At 36.1% G+C, this 20,632-nt stretch carries 27 protein-coding genes; 26 read left to right on the forward strand and 1 reads right to left on the reverse strand.

Going from position 1 to position 20,632, the window contains the following annotated elements; genetic code table 11:
* Window positions 1–110 precede the first annotated feature (110 nt).
* The 5 genes from AAIB49_RS01500 to AAIB49_RS01520 all read left to right on the forward strand — a co-directional run bounded on the left by AAIB49_RS01500 (window position 111) and on the right by AAIB49_RS01520 (window position 2,491).
* On the forward strand, window positions 111–401 hold the full coding sequence (locus AAIB49_RS01500; protein WP_343456993.1) for a P-loop NTPase family protein: 291 nt from the start codon (window positions 111–113) through the stop codon (window positions 399–401).
* Window positions 370–606, forward strand: a complete 237-nt coding sequence (locus AAIB49_RS01505; protein ID WP_343456994.1) for a P-loop NTPase family protein — start codon at window positions 370–372, stop codon at window positions 604–606. Before AAIB49_RS01500 ends, AAIB49_RS01505 begins: the two co-directional genes overlap by 32 nt.
* 225 nt (window positions 607–831) lie before the next feature.
* Window positions 832–1,014 (forward strand): hypothetical protein, encoded by a 183-nt coding sequence (locus AAIB49_RS01510; protein ID WP_343456995.1) that lies wholly within the window; start codon window positions 832–834, stop codon window positions 1,012–1,014.
* A 93-nt stretch (window positions 1,015–1,107) separates the two neighbouring features.
* Window positions 1,108–1,527, forward strand: a complete 420-nt coding sequence (gene mntR, locus AAIB49_RS01515; RefSeq protein ID WP_186869892.1) for a transcriptional regulator MntR — start codon at window positions 1,108–1,110, stop codon at window positions 1,525–1,527.
* A 73-nt stretch (window positions 1,528–1,600) separates the two neighbouring features.
* Window positions 1,601–2,491, forward strand: a complete 891-nt coding sequence (locus tag AAIB49_RS01520) for a patatin-like phospholipase family protein (protein WP_343456996.1) — start codon at window positions 1,601–1,603, stop codon at window positions 2,489–2,491.
* A gap of 20 nt (window positions 2,492–2,511) precedes the next feature.
* Here AAIB49_RS01520 and AAIB49_RS01525 read toward each other — a convergent pair whose 3' ends face one another.
* Complete coding sequence (locus tag AAIB49_RS01525; protein WP_343456997.1) at window positions 2,512–2,880, reverse strand: SA1362 family protein; 369 nt, start codon at window positions 2,878–2,880, stop codon at window positions 2,512–2,514.
* A gap of 216 nt (window positions 2,881–3,096) precedes the next feature.
* On the opposite strand from AAIB49_RS01525, the gene AAIB49_RS01530 reads away from it, so the two are divergent.
* The 21 genes from AAIB49_RS01530 (at window position 3,097) to AAIB49_RS01630 (ending at window position 20,626) form a co-directional block, all read left to right on the forward strand.
* A complete protein-coding gene (locus AAIB49_RS01530) occupies window positions 3,097–3,615 on the forward strand; it encodes a YqhR family membrane protein (RefSeq protein WP_339214705.1) in 519 nt (172 codons plus the stop codon).
* 133 nt (window positions 3,616–3,748) lie between these two features.
* On the forward strand, window positions 3,749–4,810 hold the full coding sequence (locus tag AAIB49_RS01535; RefSeq protein ID WP_343456999.1) for a M24 family metallopeptidase: 1,062 nt from the start codon (window positions 3,749–3,751) through the stop codon (window positions 4,808–4,810).
* 27 nt (window positions 4,811–4,837) lie between these two features.
* Window positions 4,838–5,395 (forward strand): elongation factor P, encoded by a 558-nt coding sequence (gene efp, locus AAIB49_RS01540; RefSeq protein ID WP_186869888.1) that lies wholly within the window; start codon window positions 4,838–4,840, stop codon window positions 5,393–5,395.
* Between the two features lie 148 nt (window positions 5,396–5,543).
* On the forward strand, window positions 5,544–6,524 hold the full coding sequence (locus tag AAIB49_RS01545) for a prenyltransferase/squalene oxidase repeat-containing protein (RefSeq protein WP_339214707.1): 981 nt from the start codon (window positions 5,544–5,546) through the stop codon (window positions 6,522–6,524).
* Window positions 6,525–6,661: 137 nt separating this feature from the next.
* The gene (locus tag AAIB49_RS01550) at window positions 6,662–8,326 is read left to right on the forward strand and encodes an ABC transporter ATP-binding protein (RefSeq protein ID WP_343457000.1); all 1,665 of its coding nucleotides are present in this window, start codon (window positions 6,662–6,664) and stop codon (window positions 8,324–8,326) included.
* Window positions 8,327–8,783: 457 nt separating this feature from the next.
* A complete protein-coding gene (gene spoIIIAA, locus AAIB49_RS01555; RefSeq protein ID WP_343457001.1) occupies window positions 8,784–9,770 on the forward strand; it encodes a stage III sporulation protein AA in 987 nt (328 codons plus the stop codon).
* Window positions 9,706–10,218 carry a stage III sporulation protein SpoIIIAB gene (gene spoIIIAB, locus AAIB49_RS01560; protein WP_339214710.1) on the forward strand — a complete coding sequence of 171 codons (513 nt, stop codon included), beginning with the start codon at window positions 9,706–9,708 and terminating at the stop codon, window positions 10,216–10,218. The genes spoIIIAA and spoIIIAB overlap by 65 nt, the downstream gene beginning before the upstream one ends.
* Before the next feature lie 18 nt (window positions 10,219–10,236).
* Window positions 10,237–10,443 carry a stage III sporulation protein AC gene (gene spoIIIAC, locus AAIB49_RS01565; protein WP_339214711.1) on the forward strand — a complete coding sequence of 69 codons (207 nt, stop codon included), beginning with the start codon at window positions 10,237–10,239 and terminating at the stop codon, window positions 10,441–10,443.
* Window positions 10,444–10,448: 5 nt separating this feature from the next.
* Entirely contained in the window at window positions 10,449–10,841 is a 393-nt protein-coding gene (gene spoIIIAD / locus AAIB49_RS01570; protein ID WP_339214712.1) for a stage III sporulation protein AD, read from the forward strand.
* A gap of 38 nt (window positions 10,842–10,879) precedes the next feature.
* On the forward strand, window positions 10,880–12,052 hold the full coding sequence (spoIIIAE, locus tag AAIB49_RS01575; protein ID WP_343457002.1) for a stage III sporulation protein AE: 1,173 nt from the start codon (window positions 10,880–10,882) through the stop codon (window positions 12,050–12,052).
* Between the two features lie 10 nt (window positions 12,053–12,062).
* Window positions 12,063–12,689: a stage III sporulation protein AF gene (spoIIIAF, locus tag AAIB49_RS01580; protein WP_339214715.1), complete on the forward strand. Its 627-nt coding sequence runs from the start codon at window positions 12,063–12,065 to the stop codon at window positions 12,687–12,689.
* Window positions 12,686–13,309, forward strand: coding sequence for a stage III sporulation protein AG (gene spoIIIAG, locus AAIB49_RS01585; RefSeq protein ID WP_343457003.1), 624 nt, complete (start codon window positions 12,686–12,688; stop codon window positions 13,307–13,309). The genes spoIIIAF and spoIIIAG overlap by 4 nt, the downstream gene beginning before the upstream one ends.
* 15 nt (window positions 13,310–13,324) lie before the next feature.
* A complete protein-coding gene (locus tag AAIB49_RS01590; protein WP_339214719.1) occupies window positions 13,325–13,873 on the forward strand; it encodes a SpoIIIAH-like family protein in 549 nt (182 codons plus the stop codon).
* 288 nt (window positions 13,874–14,161) lie between these two features.
* Window positions 14,162–14,659: an acetyl-CoA carboxylase biotin carboxyl carrier protein gene (gene accB / locus AAIB49_RS01595; protein ID WP_343457005.1), complete on the forward strand. Its 498-nt coding sequence runs from the start codon at window positions 14,162–14,164 to the stop codon at window positions 14,657–14,659.
* 14 nt (window positions 14,660–14,673) lie between these two features.
* On the forward strand, window positions 14,674–16,035 hold the full coding sequence (accC, locus tag AAIB49_RS01600) for an acetyl-CoA carboxylase biotin carboxylase subunit (RefSeq protein ID WP_339214723.1): 1,362 nt from the start codon (window positions 14,674–14,676) through the stop codon (window positions 16,033–16,035).
* A gap of 37 nt (window positions 16,036–16,072) precedes the next feature.
* Window positions 16,073–16,462: an Asp23/Gls24 family envelope stress response protein gene (locus AAIB49_RS01605; RefSeq protein ID WP_339214725.1), complete on the forward strand. Its 390-nt coding sequence runs from the start codon at window positions 16,073–16,075 to the stop codon at window positions 16,460–16,462.
* A gap of 455 nt (window positions 16,463–16,917) precedes the next feature.
* Complete coding sequence (gene nusB / locus AAIB49_RS01610; protein ID WP_339217963.1) at window positions 16,918–17,298, forward strand: transcription antitermination factor NusB; 381 nt, start codon at window positions 16,918–16,920, stop codon at window positions 17,296–17,298.
* 17 nt (window positions 17,299–17,315) lie between these two features.
* Window positions 17,316–18,167, forward strand: coding sequence for a bifunctional methylenetetrahydrofolate dehydrogenase/methenyltetrahydrofolate cyclohydrolase FolD (gene folD / locus AAIB49_RS01615; protein WP_186869875.1), 852 nt, complete (start codon window positions 17,316–17,318; stop codon window positions 18,165–18,167).
* On the forward strand, window positions 18,164–19,513 hold the full coding sequence (xseA, locus tag AAIB49_RS01620; protein ID WP_339214728.1) for an exodeoxyribonuclease VII large subunit: 1,350 nt from the start codon (window positions 18,164–18,166) through the stop codon (window positions 19,511–19,513). Before folD ends, xseA begins: the two co-directional genes overlap by 4 nt.
* Window positions 19,506–19,742: an exodeoxyribonuclease VII small subunit gene (locus AAIB49_RS01625; protein ID WP_186869873.1), complete on the forward strand. Its 237-nt coding sequence runs from the start codon at window positions 19,506–19,508 to the stop codon at window positions 19,740–19,742. The genes xseA and AAIB49_RS01625 overlap by 8 nt, the downstream gene beginning before the upstream one ends.
* Window positions 19,742–20,626 (forward strand): polyprenyl synthetase family protein, encoded by an 885-nt coding sequence (locus AAIB49_RS01630; protein WP_339214730.1) that lies wholly within the window; start codon window positions 19,742–19,744, stop codon window positions 20,624–20,626. The genes AAIB49_RS01625 and AAIB49_RS01630 overlap by 1 nt, the downstream gene beginning before the upstream one ends.
* The last annotated feature ends 6 nt before the right edge of the window (window positions 20,627–20,632 follow it).

Below are 20,632 nucleotides of genomic sequence, written 5' to 3' on the forward strand. Positions count from 1 at the left end.
AATAGGGGAGCATTTAAACATGACAAAAATCTTAATAATAGAAGATGATGATAAAATACAACAATTTTTACTAAGTTCTATAAGGGAACTGGATCCCAATGGATGGACAAGTGAAAATCCGCGGAAAAGTACTAGGTGAAGGAGTAGACTTCCCTGAAAATGTTGGAGTATTTATTAATTCGCCTGGATACATTGAAATCTATAGTGGCTTCAAGAATCTTCAATACTTAGCTGCTATTAATGGGAAAATATCAGATGACAAAATAAAAGAGACAATGAGTCTAGTTGGATTAAATCCAGATAATAAGACAAAAGTAAAAGATTATTCGCTTTGGTATGAGGCAAAAGCTTGGTATTGCACAAGCCATTATGGAAGAACAGGACATTCTAATTCTGGATGAACCTTTCAATGCATTAGATTATAAAACGTATAATGATATCAAGGATATTATTAAAACACTCCAAGCGGATGATAGAACCATTTTACTAACTAGTCATCACTTTGAAGATATAGAAGAGCTTTGTGATAAGGTGTATCTTATTGCCGATGGAGAATTGAAAGTATTAACTGAGGAATGGAAGTCGATTTATTTTAACCGTTCATAAAAAAAGTGATAAATTCTAAATAGAAAATCCCGTTTTAATCATTCCTATTTTTAAAACGGGGTTTTCTGATTTAATATAAGTTGTGGGGAATGAGCTGATTTTGATCAACCTGTATTTAAAAGCTACTATAGTCCACCGAAATTAGTTGTTCATAATCGTGAAGCAAATACACTCAGTTTACATTACATATAAACGTACGATACTTACAATAAGGAGAGTTAAGAAATGAGAGAATGGTGGCAAGTAAAAAAATCAAAAAAAAGGCATCAAAAGAAGAAGGAAGGACGCTATACATTCTGGGATGGAATCATGGATGCATTATGGTGGATTCCAGAGTTGCTTTTATTACCATTTCGTTTATTGTTCTGGTTATTACGAGCTGTATGGAGACTATTCGATTTTACATAAAAGCTTGTACACCATCTAATTTTCCTGTATCCTCAATATATAGAAACAATGTTGCATAAGATAAAAATTATTCGATGAAACGAGGAGAATTGGATGCCAACCCCAAGTATGGAAGACTATATTGAAATTATATATAACTTAATTGAAACCAAAGGATATGCTAGAGTTTCTGATATTGCTGAAACATTAGAAGTTCATCCGTCCTCTGTTACCAAGATGGTTCAAAAGCTAGATAAAGATGATTATTTACTGTATGAAAAATATAGAGGATTTGTTCTCACTGAAAAAGGTAAGAAAGTTGGAGAGCGATTAGTGTTTCGCCATGAATTATTAGAGAATTTCTTAGAAATCATTGGTGTAGATGCAGAAAATATCTACAATGATGTAGAAGGAATAGAGCATCATTTAAGCTGGAATTCGATTGATCGATTAGGGGACTTAGTACAATATTTTAAAGAAGATCAAAAGCGAATAGATGATTTACGAAATGTTCAAAAGAGAAATAATGATTAACTGTGAAGGACAATGTTCTATTTCATACTCTTATTGCTTACATATTATATAAAACGCGATAAGGAGATAGGGTATGAAAATAGATGGTGTCTTCTCCGGTGGTGGTGTGAAAGCCTATGCTTTCATTGGAGCACTTGAAGGTATACAAGAGAAAAAACTGGAATTTGAACGGGTTGCTGGAACTTCCGCAGGCGCAATATTAGCAGCATTTATCGCTTCAGGCTATAAAGTCGGTGAAATTGAATCATTATTAGATGAATTGAATTTAGAGGAATTTCTAGACCCTCCAGGACTTACCAAGATATTACCAGGTAGTAAGTGGTTTTTCTTATATTTTCAAATGGGTCTTAATAAAGGCGATAAATTTGAAAAATGGATATACTATCACCTGGCAAAAAAAGGAATTTTTACGTTCGGAGATATAAAGGAAGGTTATTTAAAGGTAGTCGTTAGTGATTTGACTTTAGGCAAATTAATTGTCATACCAGATGATTTAGAACGGGTGTATGGAATTAATCCTAATGATTTTCCTGTAGCAAAAGCTGTTAGGATGAGTGCAGGATTCCCATACTTTTTTATGCCTAAAAAAATGGCCGGAAAGCATAAGGAAAAAAGCATAATCGTTGATGGTGGACTGTTAAGTAATTTTCCGATTTGGGTAATAGAAAGTGAAACGAATAAACGCATGCGACCGATATTAGGGTTAAAGCTTAGTGATTCCCCACAACATATCTCCCCCAAAAAAATTAAAAATGCTCTTGATATGCTACATGCTTTATTTTCCACTATGAAACAAGCCCACGACGCAAGATATATTGCTAAATCACAAAAAGATAGTATCATTTTTATTCCAGTAAAAGATGTGCAAACTGTCGATTTTAAGATTGATCAACATGTGAAAGAAAGCTTAATGCAGAGCGGGCGTGAGGAAGCAAGAAAGTTTCTAAAATATTGGCCCGCTTAATAAAAGCAAGCTTCTATTTATTAGAAGCCTGCTTTTTTACGTTTTGATTTATTTCCATCAATCACGCGTAAATGAGCTGGTCGTTTCTTCGATTTCTTTTTCAATGAAGCCGGTTGTGAATGCTTTACATTTGGTGTTTGTTGATGATGTGTGTATTTCGACTTTGATTGTCGTACTGCTTGCTTATATTTCTTAGCATCGGATGATTTGTTGCGCCCACCTAGAATGAAATAGTAGAACAATCCAAAAATAGCTAATCCAACGATTGCAACAACGAATAAGTGAGTTAAAAATCCTACCGTATTACGAAATAGCTGCATCAGTAGTCCAAATACTGCTAATCCCACAATTCCGTAAATAATATATTTCATCATCGAGTTTTTTCTCATATGAATCTTCCTTTCATCTATATATGTATATATGATTTGTTTCCTATTATCGTCATTCTAATAGATAATCGTTCTTCTTATTCTAGTATAATTGTTTCCTTCTTACCATAAAATATTCAGGCTTTTAAAATATGATGCTGTATCCATTTTATCATAAACGCATTTCATGTAATTCATTTTCGCCAATAGGTAATACTAATGTTGGAGGTGGATACAGTGGAAGATAAAAAATTAGAACAAAATAAACAAGAGGATTCTTCAACCATACTAGGGAGATCGTTACTTACTGGTTTCATTGGTGGGATTCTCGCAAGTTTATTAGGACTGTTTATGTATTATTTTAATTTTACGGAGGTCTCTGCAAAATCTTATGTACTTCGACCATGGACCACCGCTCATTGGACAGATACATGGTTAGGGGAATTAGTAACAATAGTTATCATAGCCATTTTATCCATTGTGGTTGCACTAGTTTATTATGGGCTTTTAAGGAAAATCTACTCCTTATGGGTTGGGGTGGCATACGGTATTATGCTATGGCTCATTGTGTTTTTTGTTTTACAGCCTATATTTACTAACGTTCCAAGTGTACAAGAGATGGAAGTAAAGTCGATTATCTCCACTATTTGTTTGTATATCTTATATGGAACCTTTATCGGTTATTCCATTTCGTTTGATTATCATGATTCTATGTTAAGTCACACAAATGATGAACAAAAGTCATCATCAAACTAAGGAACTCCTATTACACAGCAAAATCAATATTCAAACTTGTCTATTTATGGTAAACTGTTAAAGTCGAAGCTACTAAAAAGAGACGTGGTTTTGTTCATTATAGCTGGTGAGCAAAAAGGAAAGGGATGAAGAGATGGAAAAATTAAATAAGATTAGACAATCACTTCAAGAATTGAATCTTGATGCATTAATGATTACAAGTCCTATTAACCGTCGATATGTAACAGGATTTACTGGTACTGCTGGTATTGCGATTATTAGTGCAGAAGAAGCTATCTTTATTACTGATTTCCGTTATACAGAACAAGCTGCAGAACAAGCAAAGGGCTTTACTATTATCGAGCATAAGACGTTAATTGAAGAAGAAGTGAATGCACAATTAACACGACTACATGTGAAACGATTAGGTTTTGAAAAAAATCATATCACATATGCTACATATGACCGCTATAATGAGCTTATTGATGCTGAATTAGTCCCAACTAGTGAAATTGTGGAAAAAATTCGTTTAATCAAAACACCAGAAGAGCTAACTATTCTAAAGAAGGCGGCAGAAATTGCAGATGCTGCTTTTGAACATATTCAAGGTTACATTAAACCAGGTGTAAAAGAAATTGATGTTTCTAATGAGCTTGAATTTTTTATGCGTAGACAAGGCGCTACACAATCGAGCTTTGATACGATTGTTGCATCAGGCTTACGTTCCGCTATGCCACATGGAGTTGCTTCTACTAAAGAAATCCAAGCAGGTGAGCTAGTAACACTAGACTACGGGGCTCTATATGAAGGATATGTTTCAGATATCACGAGAACAGTCGCAGTTGGTGAGATTAGTGATGAATTACGAAAAATTTACGACACTGTACTTGAAGCACAACTTCGTGGAGTGAATGGAATTAAGCCAGGTATGACTGGAATTGAAGCAGATGCTTTAACAAGAGATTATATTAAAGAACAAGGCTATGGCGACTATTTCGGCCATTCTACTGGACATGGAATTGGGTTAGAAGTGCACGAAGGTCCTGGACTTTCTTTCCGTAGTGGATTAAAATTAGAACCCGGTATGGTTGTTACCGTTGAACCAGGTATTTATATTCCAAATATTGGCGGATGTCGCATAGAAGATGATATTGTCATTACAGAAACTGGTAATGAACGTTTAACAACATCAACGAAAGAACTTATTCAGCTATAAGCTGTGTTTCAATGAGGAGGAAATAGAATGATTTCAGTAAACGATTTTAAGACAGGATTAACAATTGAATTAGATAATGATGTATGGCAAGTTGTTGATTTCCAACATGTTAAGCCAGGTAAAGGTGCAGCTTTTGTAAGATCAAAGCTTCGTAACCTTCGTAATGGTAACATTCAAGAAAAAACATTCCGTGCTGGAGAAAAAGTAGGTAAAGCACATGTTGAACATAAAAAGATGCAATATCTATATGCATCTGGTGATTCACATGCATTTATGGATACAGCTACGTATGAACAAATCGAGCTTAGCTCTGACCAAATTGAGTATGAATTAAAATTTATTAAGGAAAATATGGAAGTATCGATTATTTCTTATCAAGGTCAAATGTTAGGTATCGATTTACCAAACAATGTTGAACTTGAAGTAATTGAGACAGAACCAGGTATTAAAGGTGATACAGCTAGCGGTGGTTCAAAACCAGCTACAGTAGAAACTGGATTAGTCGTGCAAGTTCCATTCTTTATTAACGTAGGCGATAAGCTAATTATCAATACCTCTGATGGTAAATACGTTTCTAGAGCATAATATTTCATAAATAATAAGTTGAAGAATGATCATCATTTACGATGGTCATTTTTTTATATGATTAATTTTATGATATTTTATATTTTTATAAATATTATGATAAAATATGGGTAAATTAATCCATGAAAACGGGAAAGGAAGGCAAACCTTGAAAAAAATAACTAGCGAACAATTTAATCGTACGCGAGAATTTTTATTACGTCATTGCAGGGATCTAGAAATCGACCGTTTTGATTATGTATTTGGTAATGGTAGTAAGGATAAGGTCCTAAAAAGTCTCAAGGAATTTCAAAATGAGGATGGTGGATTCGGCCATGGGATTGAACCGGATTTTTGGTTACCGAAGTCCTCTCCTATGGCTTCTTGGGCAGCAGCTCAAGTTTTAATCGAAATAGGTGCAGATAAGGAGGAACCAATTGTTCAGAAACTTATTTCTTATTTGATTGATACATACAATGAAGAATCGGGTCAGTGGACATCTGTGTTACCAGAAAATAATGATTATCCACATGCGCCATGGTGGCACTGGGAAGAAGGAGTACAAGATAATTGGTCATTTAACCCGAGTGTAGAACTTGCAGCGACCCTTATACATTGGTCAGAATCAACGAGTAGCGGCTCAAAAATAGGCTGGGATTCAGTGGGCAAGGCTGTTACGCATTTAATGAATCAAACTGAAATGGACAAGCACGAAATTAATAATTTCCAACAGTGTATCAAGCTATTAAAACCACATCTATCTACCTTTGAATCTCATATACCGTTTTCCTTTGAACAAGTTGAAGAGAAAGTAATTGACTTAGCATTGGAATGTATCAATCAAGATGTAACGCAATGGGATACTGGCTATGAGTCACTACCATTGGATTTTGTACAAAGTCCATCCGATACGCTATGTAGTAAACTTGGATCATTAATTGATCAAAATTTTATGTTTTATGTAAACCAGCTTTCTGAAGGTGGTACATGGGATATTTCTTGGGAGTGGGGGAATTATCCGAAGGAATTTGAAATGGCAAGTATCTATTGGAAGGGGATTTTAGCAGTAGAAAGATATAAACGCTTTGATTCATTCGGGTATTTAGATATAGATGTTGAAAAGAGCGAGATGAAAAAAATACGATTTTAACTTTAGTAAAACGCAAAGAAAAGAGATGGTCACCTTTTTGGTGGGCATCTCTTTTTGCTGTTCTTTTAATTGGATCGAAATATACCTACTCGTTTAGCTGTACATGGTTTGAAAATATAAAAACAAGGAGGCTCATCATGTCGGTTTATAAAAGAATTTTAATACCGCTTGTTCATGAGAAATTTTTAACTATATTATCCGTTTTTGCAGGTATACTATCGGCTTTGTTAAATCTGACTCGTCCATTATTACTCGGTCTTATCGTGGATAGTCTTATCCAATCAAATCAAGCAAGATTATGGAACTTAATCCTTCTCTATGCTATTTCATGGGTGTTTACCTGGGGCTTGTCCATATTAGTGGAGTATTTAAGTGGTATAGTCAGTCAAAATATATTAAAAGAATTACGAAACCAAGTATTTAATCAATATTTATCGTTACCTTTCATCGAAATTGAAAGTATTAAACAAGGGAAAATAGAATCTATCGTGATGTCTGACCTTCCAGAATGGACTAAAATATACGGAACTGTATTGGCACAAGTAGTTCATTCCTTCGCGCAATTAATTGGTGCCTTGATAGCAATTAGCAATGTTAATACTAAATTAACCATTCTGATGATCCCTTTTTTAATTTTCTGTTTAACGATTCCATGGTTTATAAGAAATAGACTGCGGAAAATCAGTTTTGATACACAACAGAGTAAGGCATATATGTTTCAAAGGTTAACAGGAATGATTGCCGGAATTCAAGACTTAATCAGTTTAAGGCAAGTGCAATGGGGGAAACGGGTATTTCAAAATTCGACGGAGAGAATTTTGAAAAATGAATTAAGACAAAATCTAGTCACTAGTCTATTAAGAGTTTCTGGTTCTATAGCTGAAACGGCAGCTTATATGGTTATTATGGTGGTTGGCTCGATATTTATATTACAGGGGGAAATAATGGTTGCGGAGCTTATTACGGTTTTAGCAACTATTGAGCTACTATTCTATCCTGTAAGAAGTGCGGGGGATTTATACAGTTCGATTCAGTATTCGATTGGTGCTGCAACACGAGTGTGGGAATTCCTTGATAAGGAAGCTGACCAGGTTACCGTTACTCCGACACCAAGTTTTAAATGCAAAAATCTTGAGTTTGTTTATAAGAATGGAAAGAAAGGACTAACCGATATAACTTTCCAAGTAGAGCGTGGCGAATTTATCGCAATTGTTGGTCCAAGTGGTTCTGGTAAATCCACGTTACTAAAATTAATTTCCGGAGTCTATCAACCTTCAAAGGGAAGCATAGAATATGATGAATGGAAGAATAATGGACAAACAGCTGTATTATGGCAGGAGCCATATTTATTTAATGTTTCTTTAGGAGAAAATATAACATTTAATCAAGAATTTAAGGAAGACCAGATACATGAAAAATTAAAGGCATTCAATCTTTTGGAGGTTGTGGAAAGTTTACCTCATAAATTACATACCATTATATCTGATAATGGTCGTAATGTATCTAGTGGTCAAAAGAGAAGAATAGCCTTATTACGTTCCATCCTAATAAACCCAGATTTACTGATTCTAGATGAACCAACTTCCGGTCTGGATAAAACTAATCGAGAATTGCTATATACGTTGTTAAAAAACATGGATAAAACTACAAGGATTACGAGTACACATGAGTATGAATTAGCAAAAATGGCAGATAAAGTGATCGTGTTAGCGAATGGTCAGATAATTGAAATGGGAATACCTGATGAATTATGGAATCAAAAAGGAGCGTTCTATAAGCTGTTTTATCAAAATGAAGAGTGAATGGTTTTTAAACGAGGGTGGTACAAAAGAACTTATCTTAATGGAAAAATCGAATGATGAGCAAGGACTTCGCTCCGGAAATATACATGCGATTGCTTCCAGTTCAGGGGGGCATCTGCTCGAAAGAACCTCGCAGTGTCCATTTACCGCTTGCTGGCTGCCTTAGCTTCCTCGTGCTACTTCTTTAGGAGTCTCAACCTTGCCCTAACTTCCGCAGAAGTCTACGTATATTTCCGGAGCTAGTATCGTGTATCAATTGGTTTCGCATTTAATTCTATTAGTTATGTCCCAACCTCGTTGCTTAATTAATGATGGTATACACTCTTTCTACTCTATCAATGTTATTTGTAGCAAAACTATTAAGTTCGTTCTATCAGTCATAAAATCTCCATTCCAACATACATTTATTTATAGAAAATGAAAACAATTAAAAACCGATACAAAGTGGGGACAAGCTATGGAGGAGATACTACGTTTATTTCCGACTGAAATACAAACGGTCTTAAGAAGCAAAATTGGGAAGCGTTGGAATATGGTACAAGAGATTCGTGTTCGTTTGAACCAACCGATCGAACTTATCTTTGACCAAGGAGTGGAATGGGTAACACAAGCTAGACCGAATAAAACTGATAATGTATTCATCGTGAATCAGTTGAGTGAGTTTTCTTTATATAGGATGGAGGATGAATTAAGGGAGGGCTATATCACCATTGAAGGGGGTCACCGAGTAGGTCTTGCAGGCAAAGTAAATACGGTACACGGTATGGTAAAGGCCATTCAATATATTACCTTTTTCAATATTCGTATTGCAAAACAGAAAATCGGTGTCGGGAAACAAGTCATGCCTTATCTTTATGAGAATGGATTTCTCAATACGTTATTTGTTGGCTCTCCACAGTCGGGGAAAACAACGCTCATTCGAGATGTCATTCGGATTATTTCATCAGGATGGAACCATATACTACCTAAAAAGGTAGGAGTTGTTGATGAACGCTCGGAAATTGCGGCATGTTTAAAAGGTGTACCACAACATGACCTTGGAAGACGAACAGATGTCTTGGATGCTTGTCCAAAAGCAGAGGGCATGATGATGCTCATTCGATCAATGTCACCGGAAATATTAGTGGTGGATGAGATTGGCAGCGATAAAGATGTACAAGCCTTAACAAATGCGATTAATGCTGGTGTTACCGTAATATGTACGATTCATGGACAAACCCTAGAAGAATTAAAGAAAAGGCCTTCCATTCTGCCACTACTAGAAAAAAAGGTCTTTAGACGAGTTGTACTGCTGAAAGGACAGTCGGCTCCCGGAACGATTCAGTCAATCTTTGATGAAAATGAAAAAAATATCTATAAGAAAACGGGGTGCTATCCAAATGAAGTGGATCGGGGCACTACTCTTCATCGGAGTAACAACATGGCTAGGATTCGAATGGAGTAATAAATTGGCTCGGCGGCCAAAGCAAATCCGTCAGCTCATCAATGCCCTTCAAGTACTAGAGGCAGAAATTTTATATAGTCAGATGCCACTCCACGATGCATTTCTATCCATTGCCAAACAAATCCCAGAACCATGTGCATCTTTTTTCCAATCAGTGGCTAATAAGATGATGGGAACGAATAGCTATTTTGACTTAGTATGGGAAGAATGTGTTGCAAATTATATGGACAATTCTAGTTTAACATCACATGAAAAAGAAATTCTTCTTCAGTTTGGAAGAACACTTGGGCAACATGATTTTGACCAGCAACAAAAACATATACAGCTAACGATTAAGCATTTGGAAAGAGAATTAGATGATGCAAGGGATGAACAGGATAAGTATGGAAAGATGGCCAAAAATCTAGGATTTTTAACTGGCCTGTTCATCGTATTATTGCTTATTTAGGGAGGAAGGGGCTGCATTATGCTATCAGATGCATCGGTATTATTTCAAATTGCAGGAATTGGAATTATTGTCGCTTTGATTCACACCATCTTAAAGCAAATGGGGAAGGAAGAAATCGCGCAATTTGTCACGTTGGTCGGATTTATTATAGTCCTTGTTGTCGTCATAAACGGGTTATCTGATTTATTTCAACAAATCCGATCTGTATTTCTTTTTCAAGGGTAAGTCAAATGGATATTATTCAAATCGTCACACTAGGCATTATAGCTAGTATTCTTTACATCATTTTAAAGGATATGCGTGGCCCCTTTGCATTTCTTATCATACTTGTTACGGGTATTGCATTATTCATAGCGGTTATTAGCCAAATTGGTTCCATTATTCGACTAATCGAGTCATTAGGTCAAAAAGCAGCTATTAACTCCATGTACATTGAGACTATCCTAAAAATAATCGGTATTGCTTATATTACAGAATTAGGAGCCAGTATTACAAAAGATGCAGGACTTAGTGCGGTAGCTTCCAAAATAGAGCTTGCTGGAAAGATATTTATTTTATTACTTGCAATACCAATTATAACAGCAGTAGTAGAAGCAATTCTAAATTTCTTACCTTCTGTGTAAAGGAGAAATGTTAGAAAGGAAGGGAGCAATCGAAGCGGATGAAGCAAGCTAGTAAGATTGGTTGTATATTAATGTTATTTCTGTTTCTAGGACAATCCGTTGTGTATGCAGACGATAATGCTGAAGCTCCCGTTGAGGATGCTCTATTAAATGAAGTCTCATTTGATGGGATGCAAGAATATTGGAATGTGGTAGTGGATGAGTATGGCGGGTATATTCCGGAATTACAAAAAACAAGTCTCTATGATTTTATTAAAGGAAATGATGAGTTCTCGATTAGCAATATTCTGATAGGTGGACTTGAATATTTATTACATGAAGTGATATTGAATGGAAAATTATTAGGATCACTTCTTTTATTAACATTATTTTCTGTACTTCTTCAAACGATGCATACAGCCTTTGAAAGAACTTCCGTTAGTAAAATCGCTTATTTTGTCGTTTACATTGTTCTTATATTTATCGCTTTAAATAGTTTTTACTTGGCAGTCTCTTATGCGAAGGATGCCATTAATATGATGAGTAGCTTTATGATTGCTTTAATTCCGCTAGTACTAGGTTTAATGGCTTCATTTGGCAGTTTGATTTCCGTTTCTTTTTTTCATCCAATCATTATATTTCTAATTAATTTCAGTGGAGTCTTAGTTTCTAACTTTATCATGCCATTACTATTTCTATCGGCATTACTAATTATTGTGAGCAGTTTAAATGAAAACCATAAAGTAACCAACCTTGCTGATTTGTTTCGATCAATCGGTATGGGTACGTTAGGGATTTTTTTAACGATATTTTTAGGTGTTCTTTCTGTTCAAGGTGCAGCAAGTGCTATTCAGGATGGTGTAGCAATGAAAACAGCTAAATTTGTAACAGGAAACTTTATCCCGGTGGTAGGGAGAACCTTTACAGATGCAGCAGATACCGTTCTTAGTGCCTCATTAATATTGAAAAATGCGGTTGGAATTGTCGGAGTTGCCATCATAATCTTTATTGCTTTATTTCCAGCGATAAAAATATTTGCGATAGCACTAATCTATAAAGTTGCTGCAGCAGTGCTACAACCAGTGGCCGATGGACCAATTATTACTAGTCTAAACACGATAAGTAAATATATAGTCTATATTTTAGCTTGTTTGCTTGCTGTATCTCTTATGTTCTTTCTAGCAATTGTCATTATAGTCACTGCAAGTAATATCACACTATTGCTTCGATAGGATGATGGAAATGGATTTTTTAATTAACTGGGTTGCACAAATTATTGTTTTTATTTTGCTAGCAACCATAATCGATTTGCTAGTACCCACTGGTGGAATGAAAAAGTATATCAAATTTGTGATTGGATTGGTGTTAATTTTAATTTTCTTACAGCCTATATTTTATCTGTTTAAGGTTGATATAAAAGAAGCTGTAGAGCAATCTTTCTCTACTCTTATCAATGAAACTTCTAGTGATCCTAAGGTAGAAAATTTGATTGAATTGCAAAAAAGTGAAATAGAATCGTCAACTAGCGCATATATTTTAGAACAAATGGCTGTCCAACTAAAAGATATAGCAAGTGCTCCTCTATTGGACAACTATCAAGCAGAAATAAAAAAATTAGATTTCGATTTTAAAGAAGGAGCAGCAATCTCCTATGAGGGGCTAGAAGAAGTGGTGGTTTATCTTGGAGAATCAGAAGCAGGGGAGGGAGCAGTAAATGCAGTAGAAGATGTTGTCATTGATGCAAGGAAACAAGAGGTTGCAACGGAGGAAGTCGATATAGATCTTCAGGAAGTTGAATCCTTGTTACGTGAGACTTGGGAATTAACAGATAAGAAATTAACTGTCATATGGGAGGGAGGGACATCTTGATAAATAAATTACAAGAATTTCTAAAGGATAAGTTAAATGGGTCTAAGAAAACTGGCTATGTCATCCTAATTGGACTAGTTGCCTTACTTGTAATCCTAATGGGTAACATATTTTCTTCCTCATCCCAGAAAGATTTGGGACAAGATATGCCAAGATTGGAATTAGAATCTGAGTCCCAATCTGAAGAAGTAAGTTCCCATGATTCAGGTACAACATCTGATGTCAGTGTATTGGAGGCAAATTATCAAAAGCAATTAAAAGAAATGCTAGATAAAATTGATGGTGTCTCAGAAGTAGAAGTAATGGTTAATCTAGACTCAACGGATGTCAAGGTCTATGAAAAAAACTTAATCAAAGGAACGCAGCAAACGGAGGAAAACGACCGAAATGGTGGGACGAGAAATATTGAAGAACTAACAGAAGAAACCCAGACGGTCATTGTAAGACAAGGTGACCAAGAAATACCTGTCTTAGTTCAAACGAAAAAACCTAAGGTAAGAGGAGTTCTTGTTGTAGCAAAGGGTGTAGAAAGTGCCACCGTTAAACAATGGGTTGTAGAAGCTATCTCTAGAGTGCTTGATGTTCCAACACATAAAGTATCTGTAAATCCTAAAAATTAAAGGGAGGATGAAGTAATGTTGAAAAAACAAACTGTTTGGCTATTAACAATGTTAAGTTTAATGATTGTGTTGAGTGTGTATTACATGACGTCTAATCCGGGTGATTTGGCCTATATGAATACAGATGATGATACAGATACAGAAGAGGCAACTAACGAATCCACACCAGCGAATGGGTCAAATGTTAATGTTGTTTCAGGAACAAATGACTTATTTGCAGCACTTCGATTAGAAGTACAAGAAGAAAGAAGTAAGAAAAAAGATAGATTAGAAGATATTGTAGCAAGTAGTTCTGCTTCCGCAGAAGAAAAGAATCAAGCATATGAAGAAATAGATACTATTGATAAAGTCTACTCCAAAGAAATGATTCTGGAGGAAACGATATTAGACTCAGCAGAATACCAAGATGTATTAGTTCGTACTGATGGTGACGTTGTACATGTACATGTACAATTAGTGGAGGAACTAACTCCAACAGAAGTGGTAAACATTATGCAAATGGTGCGAGATGAATTTGGTGAAATTCCTGTTAATGTTATTCAACAACCTGCTACTGAAAGCTAACAATACCTAAATTAGCATCAAGTCTAATCGGCTTGATGTTTTATTTTTTTGTCTATTTTTTTAAGCTATTTAGTTCGTGTATAACCATGATGATAGGTTATGCAATAAAACGAGATATCTGATTTAATTCGCGCAGAAGAGGGTAGATTGTTATAATGGGGGTAGTGCAAAAGCATTGTTCTACCGATAATTCATTTATTTGTTGAAGTTATCCCTATAATTGTCGTAAAATATTAAGAGGAGTTATTAGTACCTAATAATAAAAAGGTAAGGGAGTGCTAATTCATCATGTTAAAAGTACAAGAAATACGTGAAATAATAAAATTAGTAGATCAATCTTCAATCAATGAGTTTACTTATGAAACAAACGGTACAAAAGTATCGATGAAAAAAGCAGGAGAAAATGTCGTAGTGCAATCGAAACCGGTTGTTCAAGTAGAAAAAGAAGTAACACCAGTACCAGTTCAACAAGCTGCTACGCCAGAGGTTAAACAAGAGCCGGTTGAGAAAACAGAAGCTCCTGTAAAGAAAGCAAAATCAAACTTTGACTATGAGATAACATCACCAATGGTTGGAACGTTTTATAGTGCTCCTAATCCAGATAGTGACCCATTTGTAAGTGTTGGAAGTTCGGTTTCTAAGGATACAGTAGTTTGTATTGTAGAAGCAATGAAATTATTTAATGAAATCGAAGCGGAAGTAAATGGTGAAATCGTTGAAATTCTAGTGGAAAATGGAGAGCTTGTAGAATATGGGCAACCATTATTTAGAGTGAAAAGGAAATAAGGGGACGAGCTAATATGATAAAGAAATTGCTAATTGCAAACAGAGGAGAAATAGCTGTCCGAATTATTCGTGCATGTAAAGAGATGGGTATTGAAACAGTGGCAGTATACTCAGAAGCTGATCAAGAGGCGTTACATGTTCAATTAGCGGATGAAGCATATTGTATTGGTCCCAATTCAAGTAAGGACAGTTATTTAAACTTCACGAATATAATCAGTATTGCTAATTTAAGAGATGTAGATGCCATCCATCCAGGATATGGATTTCTAGCCGAAAATGCTGACTTTGCCGAGATCTGTAAAGCATGTAATATTACATTTGTAGGACCAACACCAGAAGCGATTCAAAAAATGGGGATTAAAGATGTCGCTCGTGATACGATGCGAAAAGCAAATGTACCGATTGTTCCCGGTTCTGATGGTATAATAGCAAGTGAAGAAGAAGCAATTCAGATTGCAAAATCCATCGGTTATCCAGTAATTATTAAAGCTACTGCTGGTGGCGGTGGAAAAGGTATACGAGTTGCAAGAACAGAAGAAGATTTAATTAAAGGAATTCGTATTACCCAGAAGGAAGCAGAAACAGCCTTTGGTAATCCAGGGGTTTATATCGAAAAATTCATAGAAGATTTCCGACATGTTGAAATCCAAGTCTTAGCGGATACCCATGGAAATGTTATCCATCTTGGGGAACGTGACTGTAGTATTCAGCGCCGATTACAAAAATTAATCGAAGAAACGCCTTCCCCTGCCCTAAATGAAGAAATTCGTGCTAAAATGGGAGAAGCAGCAGTAAAAGCTGCTAAGGCAGTAGACTATGTTGGTGCCGGAACAATTGAATTTATTTTTGATCGAAAAACAAATGATTTCTACTTCATGGAAATGAACACAAGAATTCAAGTGGAGCATCCGGTAACAGAAATGGTAACCGGTATTGACCTGATTAAAGAGCAAATTAAGATTGCCAACGGTGAGGAATTAACAGTAAAACAAGAGGATGTTACCTTTAATGGATGGGCAATTGAGTGTAGAATCAATGCAGAGCAACCATTTAAGAATTTTATGCCTTCACCCGGGAAAATTAATATGTACTTACCTCCCGGTGGGTTAGGAGTACGAGTAGATTCTGCTGTATATCCTGGTTATGCTATACCACCATATTATGATTCTATGATTGCTAAGCTAATCACGTATGGTTCTACACGAGAGGAAGCAATTTCTCGTATGAAACGGGCACTAGATGAGTTTCTAGTGGAAGGAATCCATACAACCATTCCATTTCATCGTCTTATTATGGAGCATGAAGTATTCATTGATGGTGATTTCAATACAAATTTCCTAGAGGAACATCCGATTTTAGGGTCAAGTGAAAACTAACAGCTAGGCATACCTCAATTTGAAAAGGAGTGAGAGGATGGCAGAACAGTCTTTAGTAAATATGAGTGAAAACACAGGACTTGGTAGGGTTGAAATAGCCCCAGAGGTTATTGAGGTAATCGCTGGTATTGCAGCATCAGAAGTTGATGGCCTTGCCAATATGCGCGGGAATTTTGCAACGGGAGTCGTTGAAAAATTTGGCAAGAAGTCCCATAGTAAAGGTGTTAAGGTGGAGCTTGCCGAAGATGGGATAGTCATTGACGTATATGTTGTCTTAGATTTTGGCGTATCGATCCCAGAAGTAGCGCAAAAAATTCAGTCGAATATAAGACAGACATTAAAAACGATGACATCATTAGATATCTCTGAAGTAAACGTACATGTAGTAGGATTACAAATGGAAAAGGAAAGTTCAGACGAAGTGTAATAATATTAGAAGAGACTGGGACATAACTAAAAGAATTAAATGTAAAACCGAATGATACACGATACTAGCTCCGGAAATATACGTAGACTCCTGCGGGAGGAAAGGGCAAGGTTGAGACCCCTAAAGAAGTAGCACGAGGAGGCTCACCAGCCGCCCGGCGGTAAAGTAGACACTGCGAGGTTTTTTCGAGCAGATGTCGCACTTATGCTGTGATAAAGTACAAGGTAGACACTGCGAAGGTTTTATCGAGCAGATGTCGCCCCTGTGCTGGAAGCAACCGCAAGTATATTTCCGGAGCGTGGTCATTGCTCATCATTCGGTTTTTCCTTTAAGATAAATTCTTTTGTCCCAGCCTCTTCTTTCTTTATTATGATGAAAAAGAATTCGTTAGTTTGTGGCGTCTGCCTCGTAATCATGTTATGATTTGAAGGAGATTATTAAAGGAGTAATGCATGATGAAACGTCACGAAGCAAGAGAAAAAGCATTTCAAATATTATTTCAATTAGATATGTTAGAAGAAGATATCGAAATTACCATACAAGAGAGATTAGATGAGGAGAAAAAGGATGATTTTCTGCAAATGCTTGTATTAGGTGTAGTGAAAGAAAAACAAGCAATCGATGAAATCATTTCAAGACATTTAGAAAAATGGTCATTACAACGCCTTCCATCTGTTGAGAAAACAGTACTGCGAATTGCAACGTATGAATTAAAATATATGGAAGATATTCCTGAGAACGTATCGATTAATGAAGCAGTTAATTTAGCAAAAATGTACGGAGACGAGAAATCAGGTAAGTTTGTAAACGGCGTGTTATCTAAAATTATCAAGTAATAAAGGGGAAGATAATAATGGTAGCTGAGGTTATCAATGGTAAGGAATTGTCTATGCAACTAAAGTTAGATATGAAAAAAGAGGTGGAATATTTAAAGCAACAAAATATCCTGCCCCATTTAACAGTTGTTTTAGTTGGGAATAATCCAGCATCTAGATCTTATGTTAATGGAAAGAAGCGGGCTTCTGAGGAAGTAGGAATAAGCTCAGAGATAGTGGAACTCCCTGACACTGTAACAGAAAAAGAATTATTACAGACAATCGAACAGCTTAACAGTGACAACGGGGTACACGGAATCCTAGTTCAATTACCACTTCCAGATCATATTAATGTAGAACATATTATTGAATCCATTGATCCAAAAAAAGATGTGGATGGTTTTCATCCTTATAACATTGGAAAAATGATGACTGGACAAGACACTTTTTTGCCTTGCACGCCGTATGGGATTATCACGATGCTAAAGTCCAAAAATATTACAATAGAAGGGAAGCATGCTGTTGTCATTGGGAGAAGTAATATTGTAGGGAAACCAGTTGGACAATTATTACTCAATGAAAATGCAACAGTAACGTATTGCCATTCTAAAACAAATAATTTAAAAGAGATAACGAATACAGCAGATATTCTTATCGTTGCCGTTGGTAGACCGAATGTCATTGACAAAGCATATATAAAAGAAGGTGCTGTAGTGATAGATGTCGGTATTAATCGACTAGAGGATGGATCATTAACAGGTGATGTAGACTTTGAAAGTGCCTCTGAACAGGCTAACTATATAACACCAGTTCCCCGTGGTGTAGGTCCGATGACCATTACGATGTTATTACATAATACCATTAAAGCTGCAAAAGGTTTGGTAAAATGACAAATAAGTACTTAACAGTTACCGCTTTAACTAAATATATGAAACGAAAATTAGATATGGACCCCCATCTACGAGACGTTTGGCTCAAGGGGGAAATATCTAATTTTAAATTACACTCTAGAGGCCATATGTATTTAACCATCAAAGATGACCAGGCACGAATCAATGCGGTGATGTTTGCTGGAAACAATCGATTTCTTAAGTTTAAACCTGAAAATGGAATGAAGGTTTTAGTTCGTGGAGAGGTTAGTGTATTCGAAGCAACTGGACAATATCAGTTATATATTCAACAAATGGAGCCTGATGGTCTTGGTTCCTTGTACTTAGCTTTTGAACAACTTAAGGAACGATTACGAACAAAAGGTTACTTTGATGAACAATATAAGAAGAAAATTCCTACAATTCCTCACCATATTGGTGTAATTACCTCTCCGACTGGTGCAGCTGTCCGTGATATTATCACAACAATTAAAAGACGGTATCCAGTCGCACAAGTGACCGTGTTACCGGTTTTAGTTCAAGGTGTTAATGCAGCGTCCTCCATTACGAAAGCGATATATAAAGCGAATGATATGGGGGAATTTGATGTCATTATACTTGGAAGAGGTGGTGGCTCTATAGAAGAATTGTGGAGTTTCAATGAGGAAAGTGTAGCTGAAGCTATTTTTCATTCTAAGATTCCTATTATATCTGCTGTTGGACATGAGACAGATGTTACCATCAGTGATTATGTAGCAGATTTACGAGCGCCAACTCCGACTGGTGCAGCTGAGCTTGCGGTTCCATCGCAATATGAATTACTAGACCGGATCACTAAAATGAAACAGACGTTAACTAGTTTAGTTACGATTTCCATTAAGCATCAGCAGAGTAAATTGAAGCAAATGGTAAATGCTTATGCATTTCGTTACCCTGAACAGCTAATAAGACAAAAGGAACAGGAGCTAGATAAGAATAGGGAACGAATGGACCGATCCTTCCAACTAGAAGTTAACAAAAAGATGGAGCGATTCAGTAATTATAAGACGAGGCTTTCTACTCAACATCCAAAAAGACGAATAGAACAAGCGACAAAAGCATTAAGTCTATTGATAAAACAAAATAATCAAGTGATGAATCAATATGTCGAAAAGCAGTCTATTCAGTTAACCCGATCAATGGATAAACTTAGTTTATTAAATCCACTAGAAATCATGAAACGCGGATTTGCAATTCCTTATACACCAACAGGTGATATTATTAAATCGAAATCACAAGTAAAGCAGCATGATCGGATTAGTATCAATCTCCACGATGGTATGGTGGACTGTGAAGTTTTAGATGTAAAGGAGACCCATAATGGATAAATATAAAGATTTAACATTTGAAGAAGCGATGGAGAAATTAGAGGATATCATTGGGAAATTAGAAGAAGGCGATGTACCTTTAGAAAAGGCAATCTCCTATTATCAGGATGGAATGATGCTGTCTAAAATCTGTAGTGATAAACTAAATCATATCCAAGATAAAATGGTGCAAATTATGAATGACCAGGGAGAACTAGTTCCTTTTGATATACAGGAGGATGAAAAGTAGTGGGAACGGTATTAAAAAACTACATAGAGACGAACCAAAAAGTATTTCATGAAGAATTAACGAAGCATTTAAGTCCATTAGACATCCCTGAGTCGCTAAAGAAGTCTATGCTTTATTCCTTGGAAGCAGGCGGTAAGAGGCTACGTCCGATTTTATTATTAGCAAGCTTTGAGGCATATGCTTCAAATGTGGAAAAAACATACCGAACAGCATCAGCACTTGAAATGATTCATACGTATTCCTTAATACATGATGACTTACCAGCAATGGATGATGATGATTATAGACGAGGATTGCTCACGAACCATAAAGTGTTTGGTGAAGCAACTGCTATCCTAGCTGGGGACGCATTATTAACCTTTAGTTTTGAAATGATTACGAACGATGCATTGTTATCTAATTCCGAAAAAGTGTACCTGATTCAGCTGTTAGCTCAAGCAAGTGGACCAACCGGTATGGTTGCAGGTCAAATTCTTGATATGGAGGCGGAGAATCAAACGGTTACCATAGAAATGCTGGAGAAAATCCATGCGTTAAAAACAGGTGAGTTGTTAAGATTTGCCGTAACAGCCGGCGCATATTTAGGAAATGCTACTAAGGAACAAATCAGCTATTTACAAGATTTTGCCCATTATTTAGGATTAATTTTCCAGGTTCAAGATGACATTTTAGATGTTACCGGTGATGAACAAAAATTAGGCAAGGCTGTAGGTAGTGATGAATCCAATAATAAAAGTACATACCCGAAGTTATTAGGGTTAGACGGTGCTATCGAGATGAAGAATCACTATATAGAGAAAGCAAAAGAATTGTTAAAAAAAGCAAATGCGGATACATCGAGACTCGCAGATTTAACCGATTATTTTAGCGAGCGCGATCATTAAACTCCA

The sequence above is a fragment of the Ornithinibacillus proteolyticus genome, assembly GCF_039581225.1.
Lineage (GTDB): Bacteria > Bacillota > Bacilli > Bacillales > Amphibacillaceae > Ornithinibacillus > Ornithinibacillus massiliensis.

What these genes read in the sequence shown, in the direction of transcription:
- accC (WP_339214723.1), top strand. Translation starts at nt 14,674, where the DNA reads ATGATAAAGAAATTGCTAATTGCAAACAGAGGAGAAATAGCTGTCCGA.
- spoIIIAE (WP_343457002.1), top strand. Translation starts at nt 10,880, where the DNA reads ATGAAGCAAGCTAGTAAGATTGGTTGTATATTAATGTTATTTCTGTTT.
- nusB (WP_339217963.1), top strand. Translation starts at nt 16,918, where the DNA reads ATGAAACGTCACGAAGCAAGAGAAAAAGCATTTCAAATATTATTTCAA.
- xseA (WP_339214728.1), top strand. Translation starts at nt 18,164, where the DNA reads ATGACAAATAAGTACTTAACAGTTACCGCTTTAACTAAATATATGAAA.
- AAIB49_RS01510 (WP_343456995.1), top strand. Translation starts at nt 832, where the DNA reads ATGAGAGAATGGTGGCAAGTAAAAAAATCAAAAAAAAGGCATCAAAAG.
- AAIB49_RS01505 (WP_343456994.1), top strand. Translation starts at nt 370, where the DNA reads ATGGAAGAACAGGACATTCTAATTCTGGATGAACCTTTCAATGCATTA.
- efp (WP_186869888.1), top strand. Translation starts at nt 4,838, where the DNA reads ATGATTTCAGTAAACGATTTTAAGACAGGATTAACAATTGAATTAGAT.
- spoIIIAA (WP_343457001.1), top strand. Translation starts at nt 8,784, where the DNA reads ATGGAGGAGATACTACGTTTATTTCCGACTGAAATACAAACGGTCTTA.
- accB (WP_343457005.1), top strand. Translation starts at nt 14,162, where the DNA reads ATGTTAAAAGTACAAGAAATACGTGAAATAATAAAATTAGTAGATCAA.
- AAIB49_RS01525 (WP_343456997.1), bottom strand. Translation starts at nt 2,880, where the DNA reads ATGAGAAAAAACTCGATGATGAAATATATTATTTACGGAATTGTGGGA.
- AAIB49_RS01590 (WP_339214719.1), top strand. Translation starts at nt 13,325, where the DNA reads ATGTTGAAAAAACAAACTGTTTGGCTATTAACAATGTTAAGTTTAATG.
- AAIB49_RS01605 (WP_339214725.1), top strand. Translation starts at nt 16,073, where the DNA reads ATGGCAGAACAGTCTTTAGTAAATATGAGTGAAAACACAGGACTTGGT.
- spoIIIAF (WP_339214715.1), top strand. Translation starts at nt 12,063, where the DNA reads ATGGATTTTTTAATTAACTGGGTTGCACAAATTATTGTTTTTATTTTG.
- spoIIIAC (WP_339214711.1), top strand. Translation starts at nt 10,237, where the DNA reads ATGCTATCAGATGCATCGGTATTATTTCAAATTGCAGGAATTGGAATT.
- mntR (WP_186869892.1), top strand. Translation starts at nt 1,108, where the DNA reads ATGCCAACCCCAAGTATGGAAGACTATATTGAAATTATATATAACTTA.
- AAIB49_RS01550 (WP_343457000.1), top strand. Translation starts at nt 6,662, where the DNA reads ATGTCGGTTTATAAAAGAATTTTAATACCGCTTGTTCATGAGAAATTT.
- AAIB49_RS01535 (WP_343456999.1), top strand. Translation starts at nt 3,749, where the DNA reads ATGGAAAAATTAAATAAGATTAGACAATCACTTCAAGAATTGAATCTT.
- folD (WP_186869875.1), top strand. Translation starts at nt 17,316, where the DNA reads ATGGTAGCTGAGGTTATCAATGGTAAGGAATTGTCTATGCAACTAAAG.
- AAIB49_RS01625 (WP_186869873.1), top strand. Translation starts at nt 19,506, where the DNA reads ATGGATAAATATAAAGATTTAACATTTGAAGAAGCGATGGAGAAATTA.
- spoIIIAB (WP_339214710.1), top strand. Translation starts at nt 9,706, where the DNA reads ATGAAGTGGATCGGGGCACTACTCTTCATCGGAGTAACAACATGGCTA.
- AAIB49_RS01520 (WP_343456996.1), top strand. Translation starts at nt 1,601, where the DNA reads ATGAAAATAGATGGTGTCTTCTCCGGTGGTGGTGTGAAAGCCTATGCT.
- spoIIIAD (WP_339214712.1), top strand. Translation starts at nt 10,449, where the DNA reads ATGGATATTATTCAAATCGTCACACTAGGCATTATAGCTAGTATTCTT.